This window comes from Streptomyces sp. NPDC059255, from assembly GCF_042752355.1.
Classification (GTDB): domain Bacteria; phylum Actinomycetota; class Actinomycetes; order Streptomycetales; family Streptomycetaceae; genus Streptomyces.
In genome coordinates, this window is sequence record NZ_JBHYZP010000002.1 from 89,107 (window position 1) to 110,132 (window position 21,026).

Annotated in this window: 17 protein-coding genes; 8 read left to right on the top strand and 9 right to left on the bottom strand. The window is 73.5% G+C overall.

From position 1 onward, the window contains the following. Positions 1-2: 2 nt before the first annotated feature. The 3 genes from ACFXKG_RS04130 to ACFXKG_RS04140 all read right to left on the bottom strand — a co-directional run bounded on the left by ACFXKG_RS04130 (position 3) and on the right by ACFXKG_RS04140 (position 1,842). On the bottom strand, positions 3-392 hold the full coding sequence (locus ACFXKG_RS04130; protein ID WP_384832003.1) for a roadblock/LC7 domain-containing protein: 390 nt from the start codon (positions 390-392) through the stop codon (positions 3-5). Between the two features lie 83 nt (positions 393-475). After that, positions 476-1,480: a hypothetical protein gene (locus tag ACFXKG_RS04135; RefSeq protein ID WP_384832006.1), complete on the bottom strand. Its 1,005-nt coding sequence runs from the start codon at positions 1,478-1,480 to the stop codon at positions 476-478. Further along, entirely contained in the window at positions 1,477-1,842 is a 366-nt protein-coding gene (locus ACFXKG_RS04140) for a hypothetical protein (protein WP_384832009.1), read from the bottom strand. Before ACFXKG_RS04140 ends, ACFXKG_RS04135 begins: the two co-directional genes overlap by 4 nt. 114 nt (positions 1,843-1,956) lie before the next feature. Here ACFXKG_RS04140 and ACFXKG_RS04145 point away from each other — a divergent pair, with 114 nt between their 5' ends. Continuing rightward, positions 1,957-2,322: a hypothetical protein gene (locus tag ACFXKG_RS04145; RefSeq protein WP_384832012.1), complete on the top strand. Its 366-nt coding sequence runs from the start codon at positions 1,957-1,959 to the stop codon at positions 2,320-2,322. Positions 2,323-2,397: 75 nt separating this feature from the next. Beyond that, positions 2,398-4,248, top strand: coding sequence for a hypothetical protein (locus ACFXKG_RS04150; protein WP_384832790.1), 1,851 nt, complete (start codon positions 2,398-2,400; stop codon positions 4,246-4,248). Here ACFXKG_RS04150 and ACFXKG_RS04155 read toward each other — a convergent pair. Next, the gene (locus ACFXKG_RS04155; protein ID WP_384832015.1) at positions 4,226-6,385 is read right to left on the bottom strand and encodes a tetratricopeptide repeat protein; all 2,160 of its coding nucleotides are present in this window, start codon (positions 6,383-6,385) and stop codon (positions 4,226-4,228) included. The two genes, ACFXKG_RS04150 and ACFXKG_RS04155, sit on opposite strands and share 23 nt — an antisense overlap. A gap of 336 nt (positions 6,386-6,721) precedes the next feature. On the opposite strand from ACFXKG_RS04155, the gene ACFXKG_RS04160 reads away from it, so the two are divergent. Together ACFXKG_RS04160 and ACFXKG_RS04165 are read left to right on the top strand one after the other, a co-directional pair. Next, complete coding sequence (locus ACFXKG_RS04160) at positions 6,722-7,726, top strand: helix-turn-helix transcriptional regulator (protein ID WP_384832018.1); 1,005 nt, start codon at positions 6,722-6,724, stop codon at positions 7,724-7,726. 138 nt (positions 7,727-7,864) lie between these two features. Beyond that, on the top strand, positions 7,865-9,250 hold the full coding sequence (locus ACFXKG_RS04165; protein WP_384832021.1) for a D-alanyl-D-alanine carboxypeptidase family protein: 1,386 nt from the start codon (positions 7,865-7,867) through the stop codon (positions 9,248-9,250). Between the two features lie 87 nt (positions 9,251-9,337). On the opposite strand, the gene ACFXKG_RS04170 is transcribed toward ACFXKG_RS04165, so the two are convergent. Together ACFXKG_RS04170 and ACFXKG_RS04175 are read right to left on the bottom strand one after the other, a co-directional pair. Continuing rightward, positions 9,338-10,195 (bottom strand): pentapeptide repeat-containing protein, encoded by an 858-nt coding sequence (locus ACFXKG_RS04170; protein WP_384832023.1) that lies wholly within the window; start codon positions 10,193-10,195, stop codon positions 9,338-9,340. Between the two features lie 126 nt (positions 10,196-10,321). Further along, positions 10,322-13,030, bottom strand: a complete 2,709-nt coding sequence (locus tag ACFXKG_RS04175) for an AAA family ATPase (RefSeq protein WP_384832026.1) — start codon at positions 13,028-13,030, stop codon at positions 10,322-10,324. A gap of 252 nt (positions 13,031-13,282) precedes the next feature. On the opposite strand from ACFXKG_RS04175, the gene ACFXKG_RS04180 reads away from it, so the two are divergent. Beyond that, positions 13,283-14,146 (top strand): helix-turn-helix domain-containing protein, encoded by an 864-nt coding sequence (locus ACFXKG_RS04180; RefSeq protein WP_384832028.1) that lies wholly within the window; start codon positions 13,283-13,285, stop codon positions 14,144-14,146. A 55-nt stretch (positions 14,147-14,201) separates the two neighbouring features. Here ACFXKG_RS04180 and ACFXKG_RS04185 read toward each other — a convergent pair whose 3' ends face one another. After that, positions 14,202-15,176: an aldo/keto reductase gene (locus ACFXKG_RS04185; protein ID WP_384832793.1), complete on the bottom strand. Its 975-nt coding sequence runs from the start codon at positions 15,174-15,176 to the stop codon at positions 14,202-14,204. Between the two features lie 256 nt (positions 15,177-15,432). Next, on the bottom strand, positions 15,433-16,119 hold the full coding sequence (locus ACFXKG_RS04190) for a DUF2848 domain-containing protein (protein ID WP_384832031.1): 687 nt from the start codon (positions 16,117-16,119) through the stop codon (positions 15,433-15,435). A 146-nt stretch (positions 16,120-16,265) separates the two neighbouring features. On the opposite strand from ACFXKG_RS04190, the gene ACFXKG_RS04195 reads away from it, so the two are divergent. Beyond that, positions 16,266-17,648, top strand: a complete 1,383-nt coding sequence (locus ACFXKG_RS04195) for an MFS transporter (protein WP_384832034.1) — start codon at positions 16,266-16,268, stop codon at positions 17,646-17,648. Between the two features lie 100 nt (positions 17,649-17,748). Next, positions 17,749-18,567: a carbon-nitrogen hydrolase family protein gene (locus tag ACFXKG_RS04200; RefSeq protein WP_384832038.1), complete on the top strand. Its 819-nt coding sequence runs from the start codon at positions 17,749-17,751 to the stop codon at positions 18,565-18,567. A 51-nt stretch (positions 18,568-18,618) separates the two neighbouring features. Here ACFXKG_RS04200 and ACFXKG_RS04205 read toward each other — a convergent pair whose 3' ends face one another. Then, the gene (locus ACFXKG_RS04205) at positions 18,619-19,245 is read right to left on the bottom strand and encodes a GntR family transcriptional regulator (protein WP_384832796.1); all 627 of its coding nucleotides are present in this window, start codon (positions 19,243-19,245) and stop codon (positions 18,619-18,621) included. Between the two features lie 397 nt (positions 19,246-19,642). On the opposite strand from ACFXKG_RS04205, the gene ACFXKG_RS04210 reads away from it, so the two are divergent. Then, positions 19,643-20,836, top strand: coding sequence for a S1 family peptidase (locus ACFXKG_RS04210; protein WP_384832041.1), 1,194 nt, complete (start codon positions 19,643-19,645; stop codon positions 20,834-20,836). Positions 20,837-21,026: the final 190 nt, after the last annotated feature.

Here is a 21,026-nt window from a genome sequence, read left to right on the forward strand (position 1 = left end):
GGTCAGGCGGGCGCATCCCCTTCGAGGAGCTTGACCAGCTCCTCCACGAGGGCCGGAGCCTCCCGCTTCAGCGCGACGATGTCCATCCCCTCGTCGCCGAGAATGGAGAGCAGCGCCCGGTCCCCCACCGCGAGGACGATGATCTGCCCGCCCGCGCAGCGGATGACCACGTCACGGAGCGCGCCCGCGTCGGCCTGCTGCGCCATGCGCTGCCCGAGCCCGAGGGTGGCGGCGGCGAGGGCGGCCACGGACTCCGGCTGGAGTGTGTCGGTGTCGGCGGCGACCATCAGGCCGTCGGCGGTGGACAGAACGCTCTCCGACGCTCCCATCACCCGCTCACGGAGCGAGGCAAGAACATCGACGAGTGACGTGACGGACGAGTCTGCGTGCATGGTTTTCGCTCCTTGGTGATGATCCGGCAGCGGTCCTGCCGTGGGGCGTTCGTACGAGGCTCGGACTGCGTCCCGCAGCCGGGCTACAAGCCGTCCGACTGTCCGGAGAGCTCCTGGTGTGCCGGGGGCTCCGCTCCCTCCGCTCCGCCGGGGGATGCCGGCGCCGCGCCCGGCGCCGCGCCCGGTGTCCACCGGGGGCGGGGGCCCGGAACCCGGCGCGGGAGGGAGCCGGCCGGTGGCGGCGTCGCCGCGCCGGAGTCTCCGCCGCCGGCTCCTCCGCCCGGGACGCGGGGCGCGGTGCTCGGCCGGCCCGCCGGGCGCCGATCCCCTTCCCACTGGATGAGCTTGAGGTCGTCCATCCGGATCAGGTCCACCATCACGGCGAACAGCCCCCGGCCCAGGAAGAAGGCGAGATCGCGCGGTGTGCGGCGGCCGTTGGCGACGGCGAGGAGCGCGGTGTGCCGGGGCGCCAGCCGGCCGGCCACCCGCTCCGCGCTCGCCGAGGGCCGCAGCCGCGTCCTGGCCAGTTCGCCCGGCGATCCCCAGCGGCCGTTGACGAACGCCAGCCGCCGCGCGGTCTCCTCCGCGACGCTCTGCGGCTGCGCGGGGTACCCCGCGAGCACGGTTCGGGTGGGCCCGCCCACCTCCCAGCCGTCCGGCCGGGTCAGCGCCAGCGCGAAGGCGCCCTCGTGGATCGTCGCGGTGCAGAGGACCTCCAACTCGGTCTCACCCACCAGTCCCTGGGCGACGAGGGCCGCCCCGAGACCGTCCACGTCCCGAGTCGCCGCGAGACCGGCGGCCCACCCTTCGTCGGTGATCCGGCCCGACTTCAGAAGGGCGGACTCGACCGAGGGGGTACCCGGGGTCTCCACGGCGCTGATCAGGCCGTTCCTGAGGTGAATCGTTCCTCCAGGTGACCCGGAGACCGACACCGTACCGCTGTACTTCTCCTGTTGCAGCCGTACCAGCAACGCCGTGACATTGCGCGGCGCGGAACCGTGCGCGTGCGCCACGGCCGGAGTCTGCGGGGGACTCGTCCACAACGGGACCGGCTGCGCGGCCCCCTGGACGCCGGACCCGTCGGTCATGCGAGCACACCTTCCGCGTGTTCCGTGAGCCGGCGCATCGCCAGGGCGAGATTGGTCCGGTCGCGGTCCAGCGCCGCGACCAGCAGCACCGGGTCGCCCGCGCGCCGTACCGTCTGCACCACGTGGTAGCGGCGCCTACTCGTCACGATCACGCTCTCCAGCTCGCTCTCGCCCCCGACCCGGTCCGACTGCCCCGCGATGACCGCGGTGAGTTCGGCCGTCTCCACGCCGTCCCCCACTTCCAGGACATCGCCGACCACGCAGTACGTGAGACCGGTGACCGCGTCCACCAGAGCGGCCCCGGTGATCCCGGGCATCTCCATGAGCCGGGCGAGGGACGATTCGATCGCTGACACGTACATCCCTTCGAGTTACGGCTGATTTCACAGTACTCTAGCCTTCAACTAGTACCCTGGTGACCAGGTTTGGCATTATTTCGACCGCAAAGTTTCGGCTCGTAGAACAGGACCACAGCGATGAACCTTGAGACCGCGCTCAAAGAAGCCATGGCGATCGAAGGCGCCCTCGGTGTGGCCGTGGTCGACTACGAAAGCGGGCTGTCCCTCGGAACGCTGGGCGGGGGCCAGGGACTTGACCTGGAGGTCGCGGCGGCGGGGAACACCGAGGTCGTCCGGGCCAAGATCCGTACCCTCGCCACGCTGGACATCGAGGACAGCGTGGTCGACATCCTGATCACCCTCGGCAAGCAGTACCACCTGATCCGGCCGCTCATCTCCAGCCACGGATCGCTCTTCCTCTACCTCGCGCTCGACCGCACCCGCGCCAACCTCGCGCTGGCCCGCCACAACCTCAAGCGGATCGAGGCCGAACTCGCGGTCTGAGGTCGCGGCGGCGTGTACGAGCGGGGGCGGCCGGACGGACCGGCGGCGGGCCGGCGGGATGCCGAGTGGATACGGGTGCCGGTGGGCGCCGGTTCGGCGCGGTGGACGACGCGCGGACGGTGCCGACGGGTGCTGTTCGTCGTGCACAACGTGACCTCGGCGACCCGGCTGCTGGACGTTCTCCCGCTGTTCCGGGACGACCTGCGCGTCCAACTGCTCGCCACGTGCACGGGTTCGTCACCGTTCCAGGCCGGAGTGGCCGAACTGCTGGCGGAGACGGGCGTGCCGGTGCTTCCGTGGGAGCAGGCGGTCTCCCTCCCGGTGGATCTGGCGATCTCGGCGAGCTTCGGCGGCCAACTTCACGCGATAAAAGGGAAGTTGACAGTTCTCTCGCACGGCGTTGGCTACAATAAGAGGCTGGCAACACCGGACACCGGACACCGGACACCGGACACCGGGCGCCTTTCGGCCGAGGCCGTCCCACCCGTCTTCGGGCTCTCCCCCGAGTGGCTGCTCGCCGACGGGACACCGGTCGCGGACGCGATGGTCCTCTCCCACCCGGAACAGGTGGCGAGGCTGCGCGCCGCCTGTCCCGAGGCCGCTCCCACCGCCGTCCTCGCCGGTGACCCGTGTTTCGACCGGCTGCTGGCCGCCGTCCCGTACCGCGAGCGCTTCCGCCGGGCCCTCGGCGTCCGTGGGGGCCAGCGGCTCGTGCTGCTCAGTTCGACCTGGAACCCGGATTCCCTCTTCGGGGACGGCGGGGCCGAGGACGTACTGCCCGCACTGCTGCCGCGCCTGACGGCCGAGCTGCCCGCCGACGCGTACCGCTCGGCCGCCGTACTGCACCCCAACATCTGGCACGGTCACGGCCCCGGGCAGATCCGCGCCTGGCTGGACCGGGCCCGCCGGGGCGGTCTGGCGCTGGTGGACCCCCTGGAGGGGTGGCGCCAGGCGCTGATCGCGGCCGATGTGATCATCGGGGACGCCGGTTCCGTGACGTACTACGGGGCCGCCCTCCGCACCCCCGTCCTGCTGGGCGCGGCCTCGGAGGACGGTCTCGACGCCGGGTCGCCGGTGGCCGCGTTCGTACGGCAGGCACCCCGGCTCTCGCCCCACGCGCCGCTCCGGTCACAACTGGAGGCGCTGCTCGGCGGAGGAGAGCGCCGGCCGCCGGGCACGGCTACGGAACCGGGCCCCGCGGAGCTGGTCTCGTCGGTCCCCGGTGCGGCGGCGGCTCTGCTGCGGCGCCACTTCTACCGGGTCATCGGCATCCCCGAGCCCGCGGAGCCCGCGCTGCTCGACCCGCTGCCGCTGCCGCCCTGCGAACGGGTCACCCGGACCGCCCCACTGAGGGTGGTGACCCGGCTGACCGGGGCGTGCGAGGTCGAGGTGGACCGCTACGCGGATCCGCGCTCCGAGCCCGCGGCGGACGGGGACGCCCATATCGCCGTGCACGAGGACACCCTGGACCCCGGGCGGCTCGCCCTGGCGGATGTGATCTTCCGGTACGGCGCCGCGGACGACCCCCGGTTCGGCGGGCCGGCGCGGTGGACCGACGAGGTGCTGGCGCGCCATCCGCACTGCGCCCTGGCGGCGTTCGTCACCGAGGACGGGGCGTGCACGGTCCGTACCCGCGCGGGCGTGCTGGTGCGGCTCACCGGCAGTGTCCCGGAGGGCCTCCCGGGCGGCCCCCTGTCCGGAGCCGACCCCGCCGCCTACGCCTCCGCCCTCCATGCCTGGCTGGCTGCGGGAAAGGCGCTGGAGGAGGTGGCGGCGGCCGGGATGACGGTACGGACCGGCGCGGGCGCCTGCCGGGTGACGGTCACACCACTCGTCCCCGCCGCACCGGTCGTTCCCGTCACACCACTCGTTCCCGCCCCACCGGTCGTTCCCGTCACACCGGTCAGTCCCGGGCAAGAGCGCTGAGGCAGCGCTCGCGCAGGGCCCGCAGATGCGCGAGGTGGTGGGCGGCCTTCTCCTTGTCGAGGGTGACCGCCGCCTCGTCGATCAGCGGCAGCGCACCCTCCGGGTCGCCCTCGGCGAGATGTGTCTCGGCCAGATCGGTGAGGGTCCGCGCCGCGTTGTACGGGTCGGCGCCGGTCGCGAAGAAGCCGAGCGCCGCCTCCAGCCGCTCCCTGGCCTCGGCGAACCTGCCGAGTCCGCGCAGGGCCCGGCCCCGGTGCCGCTCCAGCAGGGCGCGGGCGCGCGGCAGATCACGGGCGCCCTCGCCGTCGGTCCCCGCCCCGTCCAGGACCGCCGACGCCTCGTCGAAGCACGCGTACGCCTCCTGGAAACGCCACTGGCGCAGCCGCAGCAGGCCCAGGGACTCGACGGCGGACGCCTGCCCGCGCCGGTGCCCGGCCGCCTCCTCGGCCCGTACGGCGGCGGTCAGATGGGACTCGGCCTCTTCGTCCTCCCGCAGCTCCAGCAGGTTCAGCGCCAGGAGCACATGCATCCGCCCGGCCAGCCGGGTTCCGGGGTGGTGGGCGTCCACCACCCGTGCCCCCGCCCTGAGCGCCGGGAGGATCTCGTCGTGGTGGCCCGCCTTGAGCTGGAGCGGCCAGAGTGCCTGGCAGAGCTGGTGGACGGAGTCGGGATCACCGAACTCCTCCGCGGCGAGGACGGCCTGGACGAGGTTGCCCAGCTCGGCGCGGAGCGCGGTGAGCGCCTCGCCCGCGTCGCGGTACGGGCCGGGGCTCGCCGCCGGTTCGTCGTAGAGCGGGCCGATCGCCCACGCCTGGGGCAGGGCGGCGAGCCGGGCCCGTACGGCGAGGCGCAGATACCACCGCACCGTGCCGGTCATGGCCGCCGAGCAGGCCGCGATGCCGTCCGTACGGAAGGCGGTCTCCTCCGCGTGGGCGCGGACCGCGGGACGGTAGCGGAAGCGGCCGGTGTCCGTGAGCTCCAGCAACTGCCCGTCCGCCAGGGCGCCGAGGATCCGGGCCGCCTCGGCCTCGGGCAGCCCCGCGACGTCCGCGACGACGGCCGGTCCGAGCGCGGGCCATTCCCGCAGCGACATCAGCCGGTAGACCCTGGCCGCGCCGGGCTCCAGCCCGCGGTACGTCCTTTCCGCGGCGGTACGGACCGGGTCGCCGGCGGACCGGGCGGGGCCCTCCCCCGTACGGCGCCGGGGCTCGCCCGGGCCGGAGAGCGGCTCACGCTCCGGCTCCGACAGCAGGGGCGCGGCGGCCCGCAGCGCGTACGGCGAGCCGCCGCACCGCTCCAGCACCCGCGGCAGTACGGCACGGGCGCCGGCCACGGTGTCGCCGCCCGCGAGATCCGTGAGCAGCCGACGGGCGTCCTTGTCGGACAGCGGTCCGACCGGGACGGGTACGGCGTCGAGGCCGGGCAGCGGCCGGCGCGCGACCACCACCGTGAACACCTCGGGCGCGGATGTCAGCAACGGCCGGACCTGCGCGGACGAGTAGGCGTGGTCGAGCACGACCAGCAGCCGCCGGTCGGCCACACAGCGGCGGAAGGCCGCCTGCCGGTCCGCCGCGCCCGGCGGTACGTCGTCCTGGTCCATGCCGAGCTGGACCAGCAGGCTGCGCAGCACCACGGTGCTGTCGACGGCGGTGCCCGCGGAGGCGCCGCGCAGATCGGCGTAGAGCTGTCCGCCGGGGAACCGGTCGGCTTCCTTGCACCCCCAGTGGACGGCGAGGGCGCTGGTGCCGATGCCTTCGGGGCCGTGGACCAGCGCGAGCCGGGGGCGCCCGTCGGCCTTGCGCGAGGCCTCCCGTTCCAGCAGCCGCATCGGTCCCTGACGGTCCGTGAAGAACCGTACGGACGGCGGAAGCGCGGGGACGCCGTCCGCGGTCGCCCGGAGCGGGGCCGTACGGGCGAAGGCCGCCCAGGCGCGGGCGAGCGCGGGGTCGTGGCGTACGCCCTCGTGGACGAGGCGGGCCACGGCGGACAGCTCGGCCGGTCCCGTGGGCGCGGCCACCTCCTGTCCGGCGATCCGCCGCACCAGGCCGCCGGCCGATTCCCAGGCCCATTTCCCGGCCTCGTTGGCCAGCCCCGCGCCCACGGCGCCCAGCACCGCGGTGATAGCCGCCAGTGACATGGGATCCAGCATGTCCCGCTCCCCCGCTCCCCTGATCTGCGGACCTGCCCGTCTGCGGTCCGGCAGGTCCGTGGCCCGACAGGTCCATGGCCCGGCCGGGCCGTGGCCGGCGTCCGAGGACGCCCCGCGCCACGGTTCCGGATCAACGGTAGTCCTGATCAACGCCGTTCGGGCAGGGTTGGCGGTTACTCGCGTACTCGCGACACTCCGCGCGGAGCACCGCGTCCGGGAACCCGTGCCCCGGCGGCGGGGAGGAGCGCCCGGGAACGGGCCGGGCCCCGTCCGGGTACCGGCCGGTATCAGGCGGGGGCAGCCGTACGCGCTGATACTGGCCCCATGACCCGACACGGAGAGCTGGGCACGGCCCTGCACCGCTGGCGCGACCGGCTCGCCCCGGCCGAGGCCGGGCTGCCCTCGGACGAGCCCGCCAGGACGGGCGGGCTGCGCCACGAGGAACTGGCGCGGCTGACCGGGCTGTCCGTGGACTATCTCGTCCGGCTGGAGGAGGGACGGGCCACCTCTCCGTCGGCACAGGTCCTCATGTCGCTGGCGTGCGCCCTGCGGCTCTCCGACGACGAGCGCCGGCACCTCTTTCTGCTCGCCGGGCAGTCACCGCCCGCCGTGGGCCGGGTCCCCGACCATGTTCCCGCCGGCGTACGGCGGCTGCTCGGGCGCCTCGCGGGGACCCCGATCGGGGTGCACGACGCGTCCTGGAACCTGATCACCTGGAATCCGCTGTGGGCCGCCCTGGTCGGTGACCCCGCGCAGGTCCCGCCGCGCGGGCGGAACGCCGCCTGGCAGCACTTCACCGGCCGGCCGAGCCGGATCGTCCACACCCCGGAGCAGGAGGCCAGGTTCGAGGCGGCGCTCGTCGCCGACCTGCGCGCGGCCACCCTCCGCTATCCGACCGACGTACGGCTGCGCTTCCTCATCGGTGAGCTGCGGCGCGCCAGCAGCCGGTTCGCGGTGCTCTGGAACTCCCGGATCGCCGGTGTGCACGACAGCGCGACCCGTACCGTCCATCACCCGGATGTCGGACCGGTGACGGTCGACTGCGACACGTTCACCGTGCCCGGGTGCGATCTGCGGATCGCCGCCTACTCGGCGGCGTCCGGCACCGACGCCGCCGACAAGCTCGCGCTGCTCGACGTGATCGGCACCGAGGTCATCGGCGTCGCGACGGGGCCCGTACGGGAGCCCGGGGACACCACCGTACGGGAGCCCGGGAACACCACCGTACGGTGGCCCGGCGACGTCGGCCCCGCGCCGGAGCCCGGCGACGGCGGGGAGCCGGGCTCCGGCACGGATCCCGCCGCCGACCCCGCGCCCGCCGGAACCTGACGGGACGGCCCCGCCCCGGCGACGCCCCGCCCTGTCACCCGATCGGGTGCCCGACCCGGAGGGGCCGACCGGGGCGGTGATACATCCGGTCGGCCCATGCGAGGGGCGCGCGGCGCGGTCCGTTCCTACCGTGGCGGGATGATCATCAGACCCGTGACGCGCTCCGCGCTCTCCGGCACCGTCGCCCTCGCCGCCGGCCTGCTGGTCCTCCTGCCGGTGTCCCCGCCGGCCGCAGCGGATTCCCGTACCGACCCGGCCGTACGCGCCCCCGGTCTGCCCGCGGGCGCCGTGATCGCGGGCTTCCCCGGCGCCCCGCCCGCCGCGCCGGGCACACCCGCCCCGAGCGGCTCGGCGGCCGCGTCCCGCCCGGCCGCCCCGACGACGCCGGGCCGCGCGGCCGCCTCCCTCGACGCCGCCGCCCGGGACGGTTCGCTGCTGCGCCGCTCCGGGGTCCAGGTCAGGCCCGCGCGCGGGACCCCGGCGCCGCCGGAGCTCTCCGCCCTCTCCTGGCTGGTCGCGGACGCCCGTACGGGAGAGGTGCTCGCCGCGCGGGACGCGCACCGTCCGCTGCCGCCCGCCTCCACCCTCAAGACGCTCTTCGCCATCACCACACTGCCCCGGCTCTCCGAGCACGCCAAGCGCCTGGTGACGGACGAGGAGCTGGACGACATCGGTCCGGGCAGCAGCACGGTGGGGGTCGTCCCCGGGGTGCGGTACGAGGCCGCCGACCTGTGGCGGGGCGTCTTCCTCAGCTCCGGCAACGACGCGGTGCGGGTCCTCTCCGAGATGAACGGCGGCCTGGACGCGACCGTCAAGCAGATGCGGGACAAGGCGAAGCTGCTGGGCGCGCGCGACACCCATGTGGTCTCGCCCGACGGCTACGACGCCCCCGGCCAGGTCTCCTCCGCGTACGACCTGGCGGTCTTCGGCCGTACGGGGCTGGCCTCGCCGGACTTCGTCCGCTACAGCTCGACCGTCGACGCCGAGTTCCCCGGCTACGGCGGCACCTTCGGCATCATGAACACCAACCGGCTGCTGACCGGGGCCGACGGGGTCGAGGCGTATCCGGGGCTGATCGGCGTGAAGAACGGCTACACCACAGAGGCCGGCTACACCCTGATCGCCGCCGCCCGGCACGGCGACCGCACCCTGCTGGTGACGGTGATGAACCCGCAGTGGGGCGGCGTCCACGCCGTGTACGAGGAGGCCAGGGAGCTGCTGGACTGGGGGTTCAAGGCTCAGGGCCGGGTGACCCCGGTCGGATCGCTCCGGCCGCCCCCGGCGCCGCTGCCGCCGCGCCCCACGGTGGAGGCGGCGGGTCCCGAGCCGGGGGTGGTCGAGAAGGCGGTACGGGCCCACCCGCCGTCGCCGGCCCCCGCGAGCCCCGCGGCCCGCGCCGCGGAGTCCGGGCCGGTGACCGGGACCGTGCTGCCGGTGGCGTTCATCGGCGCGGCCGCGCTCGCGGCGCTCGCGCTCTTCCTCGTACGGCGCGGGCGCGGCCGGGGCGCCGAGAGCGGCCACTGATAGGGAACAGGGCGGCACGCCGACGCCCCTCGGCGGCCGGGAACGGCGTGCGGCGGGGCCGCCCGGCCGCGCGGCCGGCCGCGGCGGCTACCAGTGGGCGGGGCGCGCGAGGGACGGCGGCAGCCGGGTGTCCGCGTCGCCCCGCGCCGCGTTGACCTGGGTCTGGACGAGGAAGATGCTGCCGGTGAGATCGGCGCCGCGCAGATCGGCGTCCCGGAGGTCGGCCCCGATCAGATCGGCCAACCGCAGATCGGCGCCCCGCAGATCGGCGGCGATCAGATACGCCCCGCGCAGGTCCGCGCCGCGCAGATCGGCGGCCCTGAGCCGGGCGCCGAGGAGGTCGGCGCCCCTGCGGTTCTTCTTCTCTCCCTTGACCTGGGCCCGGACGAGTTCGCTGGTCCGCAGCAGCAGGGGGTTGACGGCGGCGCGGCGGGCCGCGACGTCCAGGGCCAGCAGGGTGGCGGGGTCGGCGAGGGTGAGGCGTTCCGTCTCCTCCAGAGCGGCGCGGAGTTCGCCGTGGAGCGCGCGGGCCGGCTCCAGGGTGAGCGCCTCGGTCAGATACCGGAGGAGCTCCTGGAGCTGGCGCACCACCGGGAGCAGCGCGAACATCTCGTCGGCGGTGCCCGGGGCCTGCCGCCAGTCCTGTCCCCCGTAGGTGATCCGGGAGATCTTCTGTCCGGCGCCGAAGCAGTCGTAGACCGTGCAGCCACGGAAGCCGCGCTGCCGCAGCTCGCGGTGGACGGAGCAGCGGAAGTCGGTGCGGAGGTGGGAGCAGGGTTTCCCGGCGGCTTTGTGCTCGGGGAAGTCCGCGGAGGGGGCGAAGGTCAGGGCGACGCAGCACAGTCCGAAGCAGTTCGCGCAGTCGGCCCGCAGCCCGGGGTCGTCGAGCGCGGGGCCGCCCTGGGCATCGCCGGGGTCGGTGCGGTGGTCGGGCTGGTGCGGCAAGGGGGCCGGTCTCCTGTCACGGATGGGCGTCCCGCCCGAGCCTACCGCCCGCCCTCCCCGGGCTCCTGCCCGTCCTCCCCCAGCGCCCCTGCCCCGTGCTTCCCCCGCCCCTCCCCCGTCGGCGTCTCAGCGCTGCGCGTGGTGGGAGTCCATCGCGCGGCGTGCCCGGGCGGCGAGACCGTCGGCGCCGCAGCTCTCGGCGAGTTCGAGCCCGCAGGACAGTTCGGCGTGGAACCCCGCGGCGATGCCGTACTCGACCCGCGCGACGGCCCGTTCGTACGCGCACGGCGACGCTTCGAGGTGCGCCACGGCCTGGGCGAGCAGCTCGATCCGTTCCGGGCCGTCCTTCAGGGACGCCGTGCAGCAGAGCGCCACCCCGATGGCGGTGTGCGTGCCGAAGCGTTCGGCCCGGTCCCTGGCGTACGCGGCGAGCTGGACCGCGCGGCGCGGATCGTCGTCGGCGAGGGCCCGCGCGAGGTCGATCGCCCAGGGGGCCATGACGACGCTGTGCCGTCCCCGGGCCAGCAACGCCTGTCCGGCCGCCTCCAGTTCGGCGACGGCCTCGTCCTTCCTGCCGAGGGCCAGCAGCAGCCTGCCGCGGACGGAGGGGGCGTCGGGGATGACGATCGTGGAGGAGTACGGCGGCGCGAACGCGTACCGTTCGGCGGCCTCCTCGGCCTCCTCGACATGGCCGCGCGCGAGCAGCGTGTCGATGAGCATGCAGACGGCGTCCCAGTTCATCGGGAGGCCGTTGCCGACCCGGTCGGCCAGGCGCAGGCTCTCGCGCAGATACTTCTCGGCGTCCGCGAGCCGGCCGCGCCTGCGGTGGACGTAGCCGACCAGCGCGTGGGCGAAGGCGAGGTGGCCGCCGCTCCAGCCGGAGATCTCGAAGGCGCGCAGCGCCTCGCTGAACAGGCTCTCGGCGCGGTCGAGCCGGTCGGCGAAGGCGTACGAGAGCCCGAGGAGGGCCGGGGGTTCGAAGCCCCATCCCGGGTCGGCCCAGCCGACGCCGGGCGGCAGAGCACCGTCCTTCAGGGCCCGTTCGCCGATCTGGACGACCTCCTCGGCGCTCTCGCCGCGGGCCGTCCCGTCGAAGGCGCGCAGCATGAGCAGGACGCGTTCGGTGTTGTCCCGCCCGGTGAGCGGGGCCGCCGTGCGGGCGAGGCGGCGCGACCGGTCCGGGCCGTCCTCCTCGATGGCCTGGACGCCCTCCCAGAGGAAGTGCGCGGCCTGGAGCCGCATTCTGACGGGCCCGTCCGCGGTGCGGGCGGCCTCGGTGGCCACGACGTGGGCGGCGTCGCCGGTCTGGTTGTTGTGCGTCAGGGCCTGCGCGAGCCGGAAGACCACGTCCACGCGCAGGGCGTCGTCGAGATGCGGGGTGTCGAGCGCGGCGCGCAGGTGTCCGACCGTGGTGGCGGGCGAGGTCAGCAGGGTGGCGCAGCCCAGCTCGTACAGCAGAGGTCCCCGTACGCTGGACAACGGCGGTTCCACCAGGGCCCGTTCGAGGCAGCGGCGCGCCGCGTCGGGGGCTCCGACCGCGAGGTGCTCGGCGGCGGCCTCCCGTAACTGCTCGACCAGTTCGGGGTCGCCGTCGGGGTGGACTTCGAGGAGGTGCGGCGCCGCGGCGGCGGCTCCCCGGCCGCTGCGGGAGACCGCCCAGGCGGCGAGTCCGTGCATGGCGGCGCGCACGCCCGCCGGGATGGCGCGGTAGACGGCCCCGGCGATCAGCGGATGGACGAACTCCAGCGGGTCGGTGCCGACGAGGATCCGCGCGGCGCGCAGCCGCTCCGCGCACTCGGCGGCCTCCTCGTCGCTCATGCCCGCGAGCGAGACGGTCAGGTCGAGGGAGATGTCCGTGCCGAGGATCGCGGCGGCCCAGGCGAACCGGGTGGTGGCCGTACCCAGTTCCTCCAGCCGCGCGATGAGGCCGGTGCCACGTGCCGAGGCGCCGAGGGCGCGCAGTTCGCCGGCGTTGGTCCTCACGGGGTCGAACGTGCTGTCCCGTACTTTGGCGAGGAGCTCGACGGTCTCGTAGGCGTTGCCGCCGGTCACCGCCCACACCTCGCGGCAGAACGGGTCGTCCGCCTGCTCCCCGAGCGCGGCGCGGGTGAGCCCGGCCGTGGCGTCGGGGGTGAGTTCCCGCAGGGTGACCAGCAGTCTGGCCGCCGCGCCGAGCGTCCTGAGGTGCTCCTCGGCCTCGCCGACGGCCTCCTCGGTGCGGTAGCCGACGACCACGAGAACGGGCAGGGCGCGCCCGGGGCTGCGCGCGAAGGAGGCGAGCCAGGCCAGGGTCTCCAGGTCGGCCCACTGCGCGTCGTCCACGGTGAGCAGGAGCGGGCCGTGGACCTTCGCGAGCCGTTCGACGAGCGCGTCCAGGCCGTCCCTGACGCCCTGCGGATCGGCGGGCTGGTCACCGGGCGGCAGTATCCCGAGCGCGGGGCCGACTATCTCGTACCGCTCGCCGAGCAGACCGGGAGCCGCCCTGTACGCGGCGTGCTCACCGCGGTCGGCGTGACCGGCCTGATCACCCTGCTCGGTCCGGGTGTCGGCGACCACGAGTGCGGGCTGCAGGAGCTGCCGTACGACATGGAACGGTACGGAGGTCAGCCCCTCACCGCCGCGCGCCGCCCACACCGCGCAGCGCCCGGCGGCGAGCCGGCGCACCTCGGAGAGCAGCGCGGTCTTGCCCAGCCCGGCCGCGCCCCGGTAGACGAGCACCCCTCCGGTGGGCGCGGCCGCACACAGGGCGTCCACGGCGCGGGCCGCGGCGGCCAGTTCGGGTTCACGCTCCAGCAGCGGGAGAGCGACCATCTGCTCCGGCCGGTGCACCGGCATCCCTCCCCCTCTCGGACAGCGCTCAGCTCACGTGACGAGCCTAGACCCGCCGCACGCCGAGTGGACCCGAATATGCACGAATTCGACCGTTCGACTGCGTGGCCACGCGGAAAGGTGTAAGGGATCCGCGGTCCCCGCCGGGGAACCGGCCGGGATGAACGATCAGTTCACAAGGCGTCAACAGAACCTCCTCACCCCGGTACCGCTGTGGCAGACTCGCCGGTATGGCGCACCGGTTCTCGGGGGTGGAGTGTGAGTGAGCCGCGGTCGGCCCCGACCATCGGGCAACTCGTTCTCGGCAGACAGCTCCAGACACTCCGCGAGAAGGCCGGACTCAGCCGGGACCAGTCGGCGAGGCTGCTCCATGTCACCGCCGCCACCGTCCGCCGGATGGAGACCGCCGAGGTCTCCCTCAAGATCCCCTATCTCCAGTTCCTGCTGCCCGAGTACGGGGTCGGCCCCCAGGACACCGAGGTCTTCCTCCGGCTGGCCGAGGAGGCCAACAAGCCGGGCTGGTGGCAGCGGTTCCACGACATACTCCCGGACTGGTTCAGCGGGTACGTCAGCCTCGAAGAGGCCGCGAAGACCATCCGCTCGTACGAACCGCACTTCGTGCCGGGGCTGCTCCAGACCGAGGAGTACGCGCACGCGGTCCTGTCCACGGGGGCGGTCGGCCGGACCGCCGACCCGCTCCGGATCGAGCGCCATGTCGCCCTGCGGATGGAGAGACAGGCGCTGCTCACCCGCACCGACGCCCCGGCGTTCTGGGCCGTTCTGGACGAGACGGTGCTCCGCCGGGCCGTGGGTTCGAAGGCCGTGATGCGCGCCCAGATCGACCGGCTGATCGAGGCCGTCGACCTGCCGAACGTGACCCTGCAGATAGCCGAGTTCGGCGCGGGGCCGCACCCCGGTACGTACAGCCCGTTCGTCCTCTTCCGCTTCGGCATCCCCGAAGTGCCCGACATGGTCTACATCGAGTATCTGACCGGGGCGCTCTATCTGGACGAGGCCCACGAGGTGTCCGCGCACATGCAGGCGATGGACCGGATGGTCACCCTCGCGGAGCCGGCGAACCATACGCGGCGGCTCCTGGAGGCCTTCCGCCGGGAACTCTGACCGCCGGACCGCCGCACGGCGTCACCGCCGCACGGCGTCACCGATCCGTACCGCTTCAGGACTTCGTCACTCCGCCGTCCGCCAGCAGAGCGTCGATCGCGGTCAGTTCGGGCTCCGTCAGGGGCGCGGCGTCCAGGACGGCGAGGTTCTGGTCGAGCTGGGCGACGCTGCTCGCGCCGATCAGGACCGAGGTGACCCGCGCGTCGCGCAGCACCCAGCCCAGCGCCAGCTGGGCCAGGGTCTGGCCCCGGTCACCCGCGACCTTGTTCAGCGCGTGCAGCAGGGTCAGCTTCTCCTCGCTGAGCGCGTCCCGCTTCAGGAAGTGGCCGACGGCCATCCGCGAGTCGGCGGGCACCCCGTCGAGATAGCGGTCGGTGAGCTGCCCCTGGGCGAGCGGCGAGAAGGCGATGACCCCGGCCCCGACCTCGTCGGACGCGGCGATCAGCCCGTTGCGCTCGATGCCCCGGTCGAGCATGTTGTACGCGTGCTGGTTGATCAGCAGCGGGGTGCCCAGCTCCTTGAGGAGTTCGGACGCCCGCCGCATCTGCTCGGGCGGATAGTTGGACAGCCCGGCGTACAGGGCCTTGCCCTGCCGTACGGCGGAGGCCAGCGCCCCGACGGTCTCCTCCAGCGGTGTGTCCGGGTCGAAGCGGTGCGAGTAGAAGAGGTCTACGTACTCGACGCGCATCCGGCTCAGCGACTGGTCGAGGCTGGAGAGCAGGTGCTTGCGCGAACCGAACTCGCCGTAGGGGCCCGGCCACATGTCGTAGCCGGCCTTGGTGGAGAGGAACAGCTCGTCGCGGTAGGGCCGGAAGTCCTGCGCGTAGATCGTCCCGAAGTTCGCCTCGGCGCTGCCGTACGGCGGGCCGTAGTTGTTCGCCAGGTCGAAGTGGGTGACACCGCGGTCGAACGCGCGGCGCAGCACGGCGCGCTGCTTCTCCAGCGGGGCGGTGTCGCCGAAGTTGTGCCACAGCCCGAGGGAGACCTGCGGCAGCCGTACGCCGCTGAGACCGCTGCGCTGGAACCGCATGCCGGCGTAGCGGTCGGCGGCGGCGAGGTAGGGCGGTCGTTTCAACGGACTCTCCTGTTGGGTCGAGCGAGGTGGGGAAGGGGGCCCGGTCCACCAGCAGACCGGCGGCTGTGACCTGCCGTTCCGCTGTCATTCCGGCGGGCCCCTAGACGCTACACACGAGTCCGCCCGTTGGGAACGCCCGGCCATGATCCGGCCGGAGCGGTGGGCGGGCTCCCACGGGACCCGCCCACCGCTCCGGCCAGGCGCGGACGCCTCAGCCGATCGGCGCCGGCATGCGCACCACGTCGTACGCGAGCCCGATCGTGTCGCCCGTGGCCGGGTCGCCCAGCTCCACCCGCCAGCGGTCGGCGAACTGGTCGACGCCCTCGACCATGGGGATCGTGCCGGAGATCAGCACCGTGCCGGGCACGAGGTCGCCGCGCTCCCGCAGCACCTCGGCCCAGTAGGCGGGGGTGAGCAGTTCGGCGAGCGTGCCGTCCTGGATGAGCGTTTCCCGGCCCGCGCCGCCCACCCAGGCCCGCAGGGTGAGGCTGTCGAGCCGGTCCTGCACGTCGGCCAGCAGCCAGGCGCGGCGGGCGAGCACGTCCGGGCCCGCGTTCTTGCTCCACGCCACCCCGTGCACCTCCAGCTCACGGTCGGTGTGGTCACAGGCCGCGGTCAGCAGCAGCTCACCCTCCGTGTCCACGACCAGGGCCCACTCCGCCTCACCGGAGGTGCGGCCGTGCTGGGCGCTGACCCGTTCGGTGTGCTGGGCGAGGTACGGGGAAACCGGGTAGAGGGCGGGGGTGACGGACGGCGCGGGCACGCCGAGCTCGGCGAGTTCGGCCACGTGCGCGGCCACGTCGTCCTGGCTGCGGCCCGCATAGCCGGCGTTGAGCACCTGGACGACATCGGCCTGCCGAGTGGTGCCGTCGGGCAGTTCGAAGGTGAGCAGCGCCATGGGGGTTCTCCACATCGTTCGCGGTATCGGCGAGGTTAACTTTGCGCGGAAGGCTTGCGCATACCACCTGTATACAAGAAGTATGCCGGAAGGTCGACAGTGCGCCCTCCCCCGATGGCGGCGCGCCCCACCCAAGGACGGATGTCGTGAACCACACCAGTACGCGTACGGATCAGCCCCCGCCCGGCGGCTCGGCGGTCCGCCGCGCCTTCTTCGCCAGCCTCACCGGAACCGCCCTGGAGTGGTACGACTTCGCCATCTACTCCGTGGCCGCCGCCCTGGTCTTCGGCGAGGTCTTCTTCCCCTCCGAGGACCCCGCCACCGGCACACTCCTGGCCTTCTCCACCTATGCCGTGGGCTATGTGTCCCGCCCGCTGGGCGGCTTCGTCTTCGGCCGCCTCGGTGACCGGATCGGCCGCAAGAAAGTGCTCATCGCCACGCTCGTCCTGATCGGCGTCGCGACCCTCTTCATCGGTCTGCTCCCGTCGTACGCGACGATCGGTGTGACCGCCCCGATCGTGCTGGTGATCCTCCGCTTCGCGCAGGGCGTCGGCGTCGGCGGCGAGTGGGGCGGCGCCGTGCTGCTGTCCAGCGAGTTCGGCGATCCGCGGCGGCGCGGCTTCTACGCCTCGGCCGCGCAGGTCGGTCCGCCGGCCGGCAATCTGCTGGCCAACGGCGTCCTCGCGGCCCTGGGCCTGCTGCTCACCGAGGACCAGTTCATGAGCTGGGGCTGGCGGGTGGCGTTCCTGCTCTCCGGGGTCCTGGTCGTCTTCGGGCTGTGGATCCGTACGAAGCTGGAGGAGACCCCGGTCTTCCTGGCCATGGAGGCGGCGGAGAAGCGCCCCGAGGCGCCGATCAGGGAGGTCTTCACCACCCATCCGCGGGCGCTGGCCGCCGCGATCCTCAGCCGGATCGCCCCGGACGTGCTGTACGCGCTGTTCACCGTCTTCGTGCTGACGTACGCGACCACCGAACTCGACATGTCCCGCGGTTCGGCGCTGGCCGCCGTCCTGATCGGCTCCACCTTCCAGCTCTTCCTGATCCCGCTGGCGGGTGCCCTCTCCGACCGGGTCAACCGGCGTCTGCTGTACGGGCTCTCCGCCGCCGCGGCCGGGGTGTGGCCGTTCGTGTTCTTCCCGCTGACCTCCGGCGGGAGCTGGCCGCTGCTCACCCTCGGCGTGGTGGTCGCGCTCGCCATCCACTCGCTGATGTACGGGCCGCAGGCGGCCTTCATCTCCGAGCAGTTCTCCCCGCGGCTGCGCTACACCGGCTCCTCGCTCGCCTACACCCTGGCCGGGGTCGTGGGCGGGGCGGTGGCGCCGCTGCTGTTCACGGCGCTGCTCGACGCCTACCACTCGTGGATTCCGCTGGCGCTCTACATCGTGATCACCGCGGTGGTCACGATCGGCGGCGTGTGGCTGGGCCGCGACGGATCGGCCACCGACGAGGAGGACCCGCTGGGCCCGCCGGCCACCCCGGCCGACGCCGGGGACCGGTCCGTACGACCGGACGGCGCGGCCACCCGCTGACCGCACCGCCCGCCGACCGGAGCGCCCCGGCCTCCGGTCTCGGCACCCGCACACTCATGGCATCCGCCCGTCCGCCCCGTACACCCGGAAGGAACCGCCCATGCGCATCGCGCTGAGCCAGCTCACCACCGGCCCCGACCCCGAGTCGAACCTCGGGCTGCTCCGCGAAGAGGCCCGTCGAGCGGCGGACGGCGGCGCCCGCGCCGTCGTCTTCCCCGAAGCCTCGATGGCCTGCTTCGGCACCCCGCTCGCCCCGGTGGCCGAGCCGCTCGACGGCCCCTGGGCCGAGGAGGTCCGCAGGATCGCCAAGGACACCGGGCTCGTGGTGGTCGCGGGGATGTTCACCCCCGCGCCCGACGGCAAGGTGGCCAACACACTGCTGGCCACCGGCCCCGGGGTGGAGGCGTCTTACGACAAGATCCACCTCTACGACGCCTTCGGCTACGCCGAGTCCGACAGTGTGGCGCCCGGCTCCGAGGTCGTCACCATCGACGTGGACGGTGTCCGGATCGGCCTCGCGACCTGTTACGACGTCCGCTTCCCCGAGCTGTTCCGCGCCCACGCGGACGCCGGCGCGGTCGTTTCGCTGCTCCTCGCGTCCTGGGGGGCGGGGCCCGGCAAGCGTGAGCAGTGGGAGCTGCTGACGCGGGCCCGCGCGCTCGACGCGACCCTCTGGCTCGCCGCCGTGGGTCAGGCCGACCCGGCGGCGTCCGCCACGGCGGCCGCCGGCGCGACGGGGGCGTCGAACGCGCCCACCGGCATCGGCCACAGCGCGGTCATCGGCCCCGACGGGACCGTACGGCAGTCACTCGGCGGGGCACCGGGGATGCTGCTGGCCGACCTCGACCCGGACGAGGTCACGGCCGTCCGCCGGGCCGTTCCCGTACTGGCCAACCGGCGTCTGGCCGGGCGGGGCTGAGGCACCGGTCCGGGTCCTGTCCGACGAACGGGACAGGGCCCGGATCAGTCGCTAGCCGGCGAGCAGGACCCTGAGGGTCGTCGCCAGATGGCTGTCGATCGCGGTGCACGCGGCCCCCGCGTCACCGTCGGCGATCGCGGCCAGGATCGCCCGGTGTTCGCGCAGCACGGCCTCCTGCCGGCCCTGCCGGTTGTAGAGCGCCACCACTCCGGCCCTGATCTGCCGGCTGCGCAGCCCGTCGTAGTGGCGGGCGAGCAGTTCGTTGCCCACGGCGGCGACCATCGTCGCGTGGAACTGGTGGTCCACGGCGATGAATTCCTTGGCGTGTTCGGGACCGCTCAGCGTGCGCTGCCGCTCCAGCAGCGCGGTCAGCTCCGCCACGGGGGCCTGCCCGTCCGGGACGACCCGCTCGGCCGCGTACCGCTCGACGATGCCGCGCAGCTCCATCAGTTCGGTGATCTCCCGTCCGGAGAGCGGCACGATCTGCGCGCCGCGCTTGGGGACCAGCCGGACCAGATCCTCGGCGGCGAGCAGCAGCAGGGCCTCGCGGATGGGGGTGCGGGAGACACCGATACGGTCCGCGATCTCCTGCTCGGAGAGGAACTCGCCCTGGAGATCGGGGTCGGTGAGGACTTCCTCCTTGAGGAACGCGTACGCCTTCTCGCGGCCTGACGTCACGACTTCCCCCACGGTTGCATACAATGAGTATACAAAATCTACCATGCGCGTCCGCGCACACGCGTCGCACCACGCCCGTGCGTACGCGGCCCCGCGCACGGGTGTCGCGGCGAGCATCACGAGCACGCCATTTGGGCACATTCACCGCACCTCGCGCCCGTTATGTTCTTCCCTTTCCTTTCTTCTGAGGCCGTTTCAACAGTGCGGGTCAACTCTGTTGAATTTCAGCCGACGGAACTCCCTTGAACCGGCCCGAGAAAATAGGCCAGAGTTCCCAACGCGGTAACCAAGCAACCTGGTTGCCGCCGGACACACGGCTCCCCCCTCTGTGAAACCGGCTTCCCCACGCCCGTTTCCTCCCCCCATGCACGGCCGTGTGTTCCGTGAACCGGAAGGAATGACTGTGCGAGTCTCCCGGAACATTCTCGCGGCCGCGGCCGCGGGCGCGCTGCTCTCCGTCACCGTCGTGACCGGAGCCCAGGCGGGCGAACGGACCGCCGAGCGCTACGACCCGGCGATGGTCAAGGCCCTGGCCACCTCGCTCGGAGTCAGCGAGACGGCGGCCGTCGACCGGCTGGACCGTCAGGCGGACCAGCAGGCCGAGCTCTCGGAGCTGGACCGGCAGGGGGTCGCGACGGACGGTGCCTTCTTCGACAGAGCCGGCACCCTCGTCGTCAACGCCGCCGACGCCCGCGCCGGACAGCGCATCAAGGACGCGGGCCTGACCCCGCGCGTGGCCGAGCACGGCCAGGCCGCGCTGGACCGTATCAAGGCCGAGCTGGACTCCAAGGCGCTGCGGCAGACTCCGGCCGGCGTCACCGCCTGGTCGGTGGATCTCGCCTCCGACACCGTCACCGTCGAGGTCAACAGCGCCAAGAGCGCGGCGGCGAAGTCCTTCCTCAAGGCCGCGCGGGCCCACGGCGACGCCGTCCGCGTGGTCGAGGGCAAGGAGAAGCTGTCCACGCAGGCCGTCGTCACCCCGGGCGACGAGATGTCCTTCAACGGCTATGTCTGCTCGGTCGGATACGGCGCCCGGGACGCGGCGGGACGCCAGTACCTCGTCACCGCCGGCCACTGCATCGAGGACCTGCCCGTCCTGTCGTACAAGGGCACGCGCTTCGCCAAGGGAACCAGCACCCGCTTCGCGGTCGGCAGCCGCAGCGTCGACATGGGCATCGCGGCCGTGGACTCGGGCAACTCCATAGCCACGCAGGTCGGCACGTACGGCAGCGCGGGCACCGTCGCCGTCCAGGGCAGCAAGCGGGCCTCCTCCGGTGCGGCCCTGTGCAAGTCGGGGCGTACGACCTTCTGGACCTGCGGCAAGGTCAACTCGTACAACGTGACCGTCACCTACAGCGACGCCAATGGCGGCCCCAACACCGTCGTCACCGGCCTCGGCAGCTCCTCCGTCTGCACCCAGGGCGGCGACAGCGGCGGCGCGTACATCTCCGGCAACCAGGCCCAGGGCATGACCTCGGGCGGCCCGTCGGCGCAGCGCTGCACCGGCAGCGTCAACTCGCCGGGGTCCTCCTACTTCCAGCCCCTGGACGACGCGCTCTCGTACTACGGCCTCACGCTGAACACCAACTGAGCGCCGGCACCAACTGAGCGCGGTACCAACCGACCGCCGGCACCGGCCGGCCGCCGGCACCCGCTGACCGCCCCGGTGCTCACGCCCGGCCCGGTCGCGCACCACCGGTCGGCCCCCGTCGGCCCCCAGGACCGCCCATCGGATACGGTGGGCGGTCCTGCCCGTGCGGGCACGGGCGGCACCACCGCAC